General features: G+C 40.3%; 8 protein-coding genes. 1 reads left to right on the top strand and 7 read right to left on the bottom strand.

The genetic code is table 11. The features are described 5' to 3' along the window. Positions 1-65 precede the first annotated feature (65 nt). Positions 66-1,337, top strand: a complete 1,272-nt coding sequence (locus AC1DLI_RS33945; protein WP_477610073.1) for an IS110 family RNA-guided transposase — start codon at positions 66-68, stop codon at positions 1,335-1,337. Between the two features lie 693 nt (positions 1,338-2,030). Here AC1DLI_RS33945 and AC1DLI_RS33940 read toward each other — a convergent pair. The 7 genes from AC1DLI_RS33940 to AC1DLI_RS33910 form a co-directional block, all read right to left on the bottom strand. After that, positions 2,031-2,210, bottom strand: coding sequence for a hypothetical protein (locus AC1DLI_RS33940; RefSeq protein WP_477610071.1), 180 nt, complete (start codon positions 2,208-2,210; stop codon positions 2,031-2,033). Between the two features lie 240 nt (positions 2,211-2,450). Further along, positions 2,451-2,690: a hypothetical protein gene (locus AC1DLI_RS33935; RefSeq protein WP_477610069.1), complete on the bottom strand. Its 240-nt coding sequence runs from the start codon at positions 2,688-2,690 to the stop codon at positions 2,451-2,453. A 158-nt stretch (positions 2,691-2,848) separates the two neighbouring features. Beyond that, positions 2,849-3,133 carry a hypothetical protein gene (locus tag AC1DLI_RS33930; protein WP_477610067.1) on the bottom strand — a complete coding sequence of 95 codons (285 nt, stop codon included), beginning with the start codon at positions 3,131-3,133 and terminating at the stop codon, positions 2,849-2,851. Between the two features lie 184 nt (positions 3,134-3,317). Continuing rightward, a complete protein-coding gene (locus AC1DLI_RS33925; protein WP_477610066.1) occupies positions 3,318-5,072 on the bottom strand; it encodes an OmpL47-type beta-barrel domain-containing protein in 1,755 nt (584 codons plus the stop codon). A gap of 583 nt (positions 5,073-5,655) precedes the next feature. Continuing rightward, entirely contained in the window at positions 5,656-6,096 is a 441-nt protein-coding gene (locus AC1DLI_RS33920) for a hypothetical protein (RefSeq protein ID WP_477610064.1), read from the bottom strand. A gap of 220 nt (positions 6,097-6,316) precedes the next feature. Then, complete coding sequence (locus AC1DLI_RS33915) at positions 6,317-6,820, bottom strand: hypothetical protein (RefSeq protein ID WP_477610062.1); 504 nt, start codon at positions 6,818-6,820, stop codon at positions 6,317-6,319. A gap of 428 nt (positions 6,821-7,248) precedes the next feature. Further along, complete coding sequence (locus AC1DLI_RS33910) at positions 7,249-7,566, bottom strand: hypothetical protein (RefSeq protein ID WP_477610060.1); 318 nt, start codon at positions 7,564-7,566, stop codon at positions 7,249-7,251. Positions 7,567-7,868 lie beyond the last annotated feature (302 nt).

The raw sequence follows: 7,868 nt of genomic DNA, 5'->3' as shown, positions 1-7,868 counted from the left end.
GTACGATGGGAGTACGCAACGGGTCATAGCCCTTAAAATCCCATCATCCAGGAGGACGCTCTACTATGAAGTTTAAGGCACAGGAGAAGCAAAATCAACTCATTGAAAAGATTACCGCCCATCACCTTGTCGTTGGGATCGACATCGCCCAGCAAATTCATGTCGCACGGGCGGTGAACTTTCGAGGAATCGCCATCGGAAATCCTCTTTCCTTCTCAAACGATGAAGAAGGATTCAACAATCTTCTTCAGTGGGTGCGATCACTCCAAGCAGCAAACGGCCTAACTGAAGCCATTGTCGGTATGGAACCTACCGGTCACTACTGGCTTAACGTCTCCAGATGGCTCTCTGAGCAACAATTTGAAGTAGTTCTCGTTAATCCTCATCTCGTTAAAAAGAATAAAGAAAACCGTGACAATACACCTTCCAAGAGCGACAAAAAGGATGCYCTCGTTATTGCAGATATGGTCAAAAACGGCTACTATTCTTTCATTCGTAGCACGCCTGAGGCCTTTGAAGAGCTGCGTGTCTATCTCTCAAACCGCGACWCTGTCGTGACGAGACTCGTTAGCGCTAAAAACCAAATCCATCGTTGGGTTGACGTTGTTTTCCCCGAGCTTCGTCAGGTCTTCAAGAGCCTGATGTGCACCGGTTCGTTGGCCACGCTTCGTCTTTTCCCTACGCCTGAAGATCTTCGGAAACTACAGCCGCAAGACATCATCGAAGGCTGGAAATCACTGATGAAGCGTCATTCTGGTGAGCGAAAAGCTCGAGATCTTATCGCCCTTGCTAGTAGCTCTGTGGGTTCTAGACAAGCCACGAATGCCTACAAGCTTCATTTGAAGCAGCTACTCGATGAATACGACCTTGCTTGCCAGCAGCTAAGAATAGTAGAAACGGAGATTATCGCCGTGTTAGATCGTATACCTTTTGCTAAATCCATGCTTGCTGTCAAAGGGATTAGCGCCATTTCACTCACTGGTATTCTTGGTGAAGCCGGGGATTTAAGCGGATTTGTTCATGGCAATGCTCTGCTGCGACATGCTGGCCTCAACCTCGCAGAAGCAAGCTCTGGAAAATGGACGGGTCAGATGAAGATTAGTAAACGTGGACGATCTCGCCTCCGCCGCTTCATCTTCATGATGGCCATGAGTTTAGTTGCAAACAATCCGGAATTCAAAGCGATCCATACGTACAATGTTCAGGTAAAAAAGATGAAGAAAATGAGATCCCTTATGAAACTATGTGGTAAATTAGCTCGCATTCTCGTAGGAATGGCYCGCARCCGTGAAGCCTACAATCCTCGAAAAACGATGCCACTGCAGCTAGCAGCTTAAGCGATATCTTACCGTTTCGTCGTACGAATTTTGGCTTATTCGCAGGATTTCAAAAGAAAGCACGGAGTACCGGATATATTGAACCAAAGGGCACCGACCCGTACCGTTAGCAAGACCGGCCTCCACCCCTTGGATAGGCGTAACGAAGGAATGAGAGGGCAAAGACCCGTTGAGACATGGGAGTGAAAACCTCCAGGGGCGGCGTGGAGAATGCGTGCAGCATATGGAAGRATATGGGGTTCCAACCTCCCCCACTATTTCCTCACGCCTTCATGTTGTCCTGGTCTTCAACAAGGGTTCTCGTACTATCTCTCTGTGTTTCTGGCAAGGGTGAAATCCTGCGAATAAGCGAGCATTCGTGAGAAAACTAAATCGTACTGAGGGAGTTCAATTCTCTGTCTGCAAATATTTCATCGCTCCCTTTGCGATTAACTCGTCATAAGTCCTTTTAACTTCTTCAGATGATTCGCAAGGGAATGCCACAATACAGTGTTATTCTTTTAATGTTACTCCCCAATCCGAGATCAAAAGATATAGATTGTTAAATATACTAATAAGATCCTCACACAGTAGCTTTAATTCATCAACTTCTTTTGATTTCTTAATTACTTTTAATTCTGCATGAAATGATTTATCCGTTCGTGTATAGTCTAGGAGCTTAAAAGGTTTTATATATTTTTCATCCAGATATTCCTATTCGGTTAAGATAGCTCTTACCCCTATCGGATACGATTCAAACAGCTCAAAATCACCTTCGACTTTAACATAAAGATTGATTACATTTCCCTTAGAGATTGTAAACACTGATTCTCTATAAATATCGTCTATGTTCTGCCAAGGGGTATCGTTTGTTTCGGATATACTATTATCCATTTTAATTCCTCCTTAAAATCCTGGAGCAAGTCTCCTGCTCACAGGGCAATTTCTAAGTAATAACATTCCTACACCCATTAAGCAGCGCCACGCCGCGGCAAACTCGCTATGGTCAAACTAAAGTACCCGTTAGATTAATAAAGTGCTACCACATGGCAGCCCTTTCGGTGTTCAACTATCGTTCCCCGTTAGCTTAATAAGGATAATACTAAGCTTCTTATGAAGAAGGGTTTAGAGCGTTTAAATCATCCTCATTTCAACTTTACGAATACCAATTGCTTTCTTTATATCACCCGAAAATTTCCATACTCTTTTATTAATTTGTTCAATTTTCCTTTCTGCATTTTCTTTTCGTAGCAAAGTTCCATTATAAAATTCATCCATTGCCAGTATGCTTTGTGTTTCACCATCAACAAATTGCCCCCATAATGCAAAAGTACCGTCTTCAAGTTCAACAACATACCTCTCCGCATAATCCATAATATCATCACCTCTTAAACCCTTTTATTATGTACTCATTTAAAACTAACTTACCCGTTAGTTTAATAAAATGAGCAGGCTAACGCAGCACCTGCTCAAGAATGTGTGTTATTCAACTATCGTTCTCCGTTAGTTCAACGAAATAAGAACACCCACCTTTACATGCCCACAAAACTCCCCGTTAACCCCACCAATATTGCACCTAAAATAAAAGCAGCAATATGTATTAAAATCTTGTATCGTAACTTAGTTGTTTTTAAAGAAGAATATAATTTAAACGTAAAATATAGTAAGACACCATTTATTGATGTCTCAATTAGTGCTGGAATATATCTATTATTAAAAAAGGATGATTCATATATAAACTCTCTAAACAGAATATCAACCGCAATACCGAGAAATGAAAGTAAAACTTGATAAACAAAAAACTTAAGGATGTTCATCTAAATCAAACTCTCCTTCAAAATTATTAAAAACTTTTTCTCTGATTACACCTTATATTTGAAGTTTTTTACCCTTAAGTTTTATACAAAGATAAAAAGCATTTCTCTTGAAGAGAAATGCTCTATAAATAAACTATTCAATTTATGACTTGTTCAACTATCCTGACCGTTAGCTCAAGGCAGCTTATTTTTTCTTGGGGACTGTGACAGTGGCAGTGCCCACGGCCGAATTGCCTGCCCTATCTGTGGCAGTATACGTTATCATATATACGCGCCCCTCACCTTTTCCTGATTTTTCTGCACGAAGATCGAAGGTAGTATCGGCTGTACCAAAATCAGCATTTTGAACATCGATTGCGGTGCTGCCAGTGCCTGATTGATTGCTTGTTTCATTACTTGTAATCGATGTTAATACGACGGAATCGAGTCCCGAGCCAGATTCAATCACATTAACGACTGCTTGTATGGAAACCATCTTATGGTTAGCTGGTGATAGCACGGTTTTATCAAGCGTTACATTTAAGGATGGAGCTGTCTTATCCAAATTAACGTCTAGTGACTTTGACTGTTCAGTATTTCCTGCCGCATCGGAACTTCGATAAAGGAGAGTATTTTCACCCTCCTTATTAAGGGTGATAACTTCGTTATAGTCAGACCACGTTTGTCCATTATCGAGACTGTACTCCGTGTTTTCCACACCAGAGAGGTTGTCACTTGAAGAAAGAGTAACATGTACATCGATATTGTACCAATTGTTTTGAACGCTTTCTGAAACTAACGTTTGTGTAACAGGTGGCGTTTTGTCCAAGTTAATAGTAATGGAGCCGATCCCCGTTAACCCTGCAGTATCCCTTGCAATCCCTTGTATGACTTGATCAGCACCTTCTGTCGAAACGATTATGGGAGGATCAATCGCTAGAATGGAATCATCGTCAGTCGCTTGAAATGAGACCGTCACATCATGATTATACCAGCCATGATGATCAGGCGTTCGGTCCGCAGTGGCCGTAACAACAGGTGGACTGCTTTTGATAAGCTTAAAGGTTAAGAAACTGTCCCCGCCATTAATTTCTATTACTTTTTCTAATGGCGTGTATCCTGGAGCAGTTGCTCTTAATGTATAATTTCCACCTTTAATAATATTAGTAACAAAAAATCCTTCACTCGTGATGATCGGGGTGTCCAGTTCAACCAATTCGACTGCAGCATCAGGAATGGGAATATCGTTTTCGTCCGTAACATAACCTGCTAAACGTCCGTTTAATTTCACGCCTTGAGGAATAGGAATACCAAATGCTTGCTCGCTTTTGTTATCCCCCAAATGAAGTTCAACATGTCTCTCGTAATTGTTGTCAAAAATCAGTCTAAACATATTTTCTCCTAAAGCCGAACTAAAATCGCCAGGGATGATGGAAAAGGTATAGTTACCTTCTGCATCCGTTATTGCAGAAGCCACATTAATCCGACCGCCGCTTCCTAAATGCACGCCTAAATGTACAGGGTAACCAGCAACAGGTGTTTCATACATATCCCCGTAAGTAACCTTTCCTGTGAGGATTGCTCGCTGCACTGGGAATTGATAGTTGAACGTTTCGGAAGACGTCAGTGCGTTGACCACCATGTTACCATTTGCCGTTATGATCGTGGATACGGCATCACCGAAATTTCGCGTATAGCTTGGGATAGTGTACTCGCCTTCTTCGTTCGTTACAGCAGAACCGACAAAACGAAATCCGAATCCTATAGCATACGTACCAATTCGAATCGAAGCGCCATCAACGGGATTTCCATTCTCGTCTGTTATTTTCCCTTGAAGTGACCTGGGAACATTATCAGCTTCATCTGCATACATGATGCTCGCATCTGTTGTCATGAATGTTACAAATAAAAATAAGATTAATGCTAAAACTTTGGTTCGCGACCCATTCGTTTTTTTCATCCTTGTACCTCACATTTCTCTAAATTATTTTTTATTAAGAACATAAAGTTCTTAATAGAGGATACCATTTTTTATGTGTTTTGTAAGTCTTTTATAACTTGGACTTTTGGACTTATAGATCACTTCGTTACGGTTTCAAAAAAAAATTTCCGTGCAGGGGAGGGTTTCCCCAGTTCACTGCATCCTCTTTCATACCATGCCGATCCCCTTACGCCGGAGGATTCTTCACTGCCGCTCCAAGTTCTTAGCAGTTTCCCTGGCCTTCACCCATTAAGCCGAGGTTCGGCTTCCCCTTGTCCCTCTTGCGAGGCCATTTTAACGACGCGGCAAGATTCACTTGATGTTACAGTCTGGCATGTTGCTCGCCCTGTCTCAGGATTTTTGTCGATACGCTTCTACGCAAAACTTTCGCCGTACGCAGACATCCTAACTACAAGAGGGCTTGGCCCCTCCCATGGCCGGACTTTCAACGGCTAGAAGATGCGTGCCTCTGGGCACGCGCTTAATAAAATGAGCAGGCCACCGCAGCGCCTGCTCATCCATGTGTTTTTCAACTATCGTTCCCCGTTAGTTTAACRAGAAATTATTTTATTTCTTTTATATCATTGCCGTTGGCTGGTCTATTAGTAAAAGCAAACCAAACCTTATCTTTAGGATTAATCTGTACTAATTTTGCATATTCCCCTTGAACAGAAATGCCTTGGACATTCTCATTAGGTTTAACAACAGCAGTTATGTAAATTGGAAGCCTCATTTCAGCTGTTGCTATATAACCACCTTCATGAAGGTCAATAGAACCACTGCCAGTTATCCATTCCCATTTACTTTGATTATTTTTTATAAATCCTAAGTTTAATGTTTGTTCTTTTTCATAAAAAATGATTACTACATTATCTTTAACTTCAAAATGCCACACAGAGTCAAAAGTAATGTTGTTTTCAACCATAATTTTCTTAAATTGCTCTTCTAATGTTGGTGTTTCTTTTGGTGAACACGCTGTTGAAAGACTTACTAATAAAAACATTGCAAAAAATAATATTTTGATCTTGTTCAGAATACTCCCCCCTCATTTTCTAGAGTGAATTTTTATTAAAATATAGCATAATTATCAAGAACATTCGTGATGTTTCTATTTAAACTAAACTGCCCGTTAGCTTAACGAAGAAAGGAGCAGCTGCCGCAGCAAACTGCTCCATATCTGTTCAACTATCGTTACCCGTTAGTTCAATAACCTTTGTTTCTCATCAAAAATTGGCTATCCGATAGCCTTTCACTCCATTATGAGAAAACTCTTTTAGACTGCTGTTCCATTCAATGATATATGGAAAAACCGACTCAATCTCACTTTCAAGAAAGACGTACATCATAAAATGCTTTAGCAGAAAATTATTGAGCAATAAGAAAAAAGCCTCAACTTCAGCTTCAGTCGTTTCTTTCCCCCGCTTGAATCCAATCCCAAATAGCTCAACTACTCCAAACGGTGGAATAGTATCCCAAAAATCAAAATCCTTATCTTCTATATCCTCTACGACGCTTTGCTCCATGGAAGCAAGCATCGACGATTTTTCCTGCTTCAAATCGCGCAGGCTAAACTTCAGCGCCAGTTCTATACTTTCGCAATTAACTTCAATATCAGCGTGGTTGGAATTACGTTCAGGATGAACCGTTATTCGATGGTTATCTACGCAACGCTTAATTTCCAGATTGGCATCCTCCCATGCCTCCAGTACAAATTCTTTCTCCTCCAAAAACAAATAAACCCTTGTTGCCATATTTGCCTCCACTTAAATGGGTATGATGTGACTTACAAACCATCCATCACATTATCATTCATAAGTATGCACGTACAATTACATACGAAAAAGATTAGGKATTGTTGCACTATACTGCCCGTTAGATTAATAAAAGGCTACCACATGACAGCCCTTTCGGTGTTCAACTATCGTGTCCCGTTAGTTTAACGCCATTCTTGGAGAATTTCTATAACTGTACATTCGATAAACATGAGCAGCCTTGGATTAATAAATCACATTAGGAGTCTCATCACGTTCAGGCGGTCTATCTTCAACTAAAATTTTAATGAATTCCTGCTCATTAATAATTTCCTTCAATACAAATTCATAGAAACCAGCATGCTCTTCCCCTCTTATATGCATTTGATAATATTCACTAATATTTAATTTCTATTTTTGAGTGATTCAACTAAATCAATTGCTTCTTTTATATATTCGTAAATTTCTTTTAGTGATTTTGTTCGCTTGGTGAATATAGGATTTGACCAATCTTGATTTTTTACTATTACTAATGTAAATATCCCATCTTCTAAATTGAATTCTGGTAACCATCCTAAATCCAAAATTAAACCTTTATCATATCTCACCTGAAATATATCGTGTTTAAACGACCAGATTTGTTTTTCAAGAGGAATMGTATCATCAAAATCAAAATCATTAAGGATTACTTGACCAGACTTAAAATCAATTTTTTCTAACATTGGTTACCTCCAATGATTATTTAAGAAATGTCTTCAATATCTATCAGATTTATCATACTTCCAAGCTATCCTGCCCGTTTGCTTAACAAAGAAAGGGAGTAGCTGCGGCAGCACCCCCCCCTTGTTTGTTCAACTATCGTGTCCCGTTAGCATTCCTGTAGATGGATTAATTTCGTCTTTGCAAAAGAAAAAGCGCCTCGGTACGATGGGAGTACGCAACGGGTCATAGCCCTTAAAATCCCATCATCCAGGAGGACGCTCCACTATGAAGTTTAAGGCACTCTACTATGAAGTTTAAGGCA

The organism is Paenibacillus sp. 01T443, from assembly GCF_056398325.1.
The sequence above is the reverse complement of the archived record's forward strand: the minus strand, read 5'-3'. Positions and strand labels throughout refer to the sequence as shown.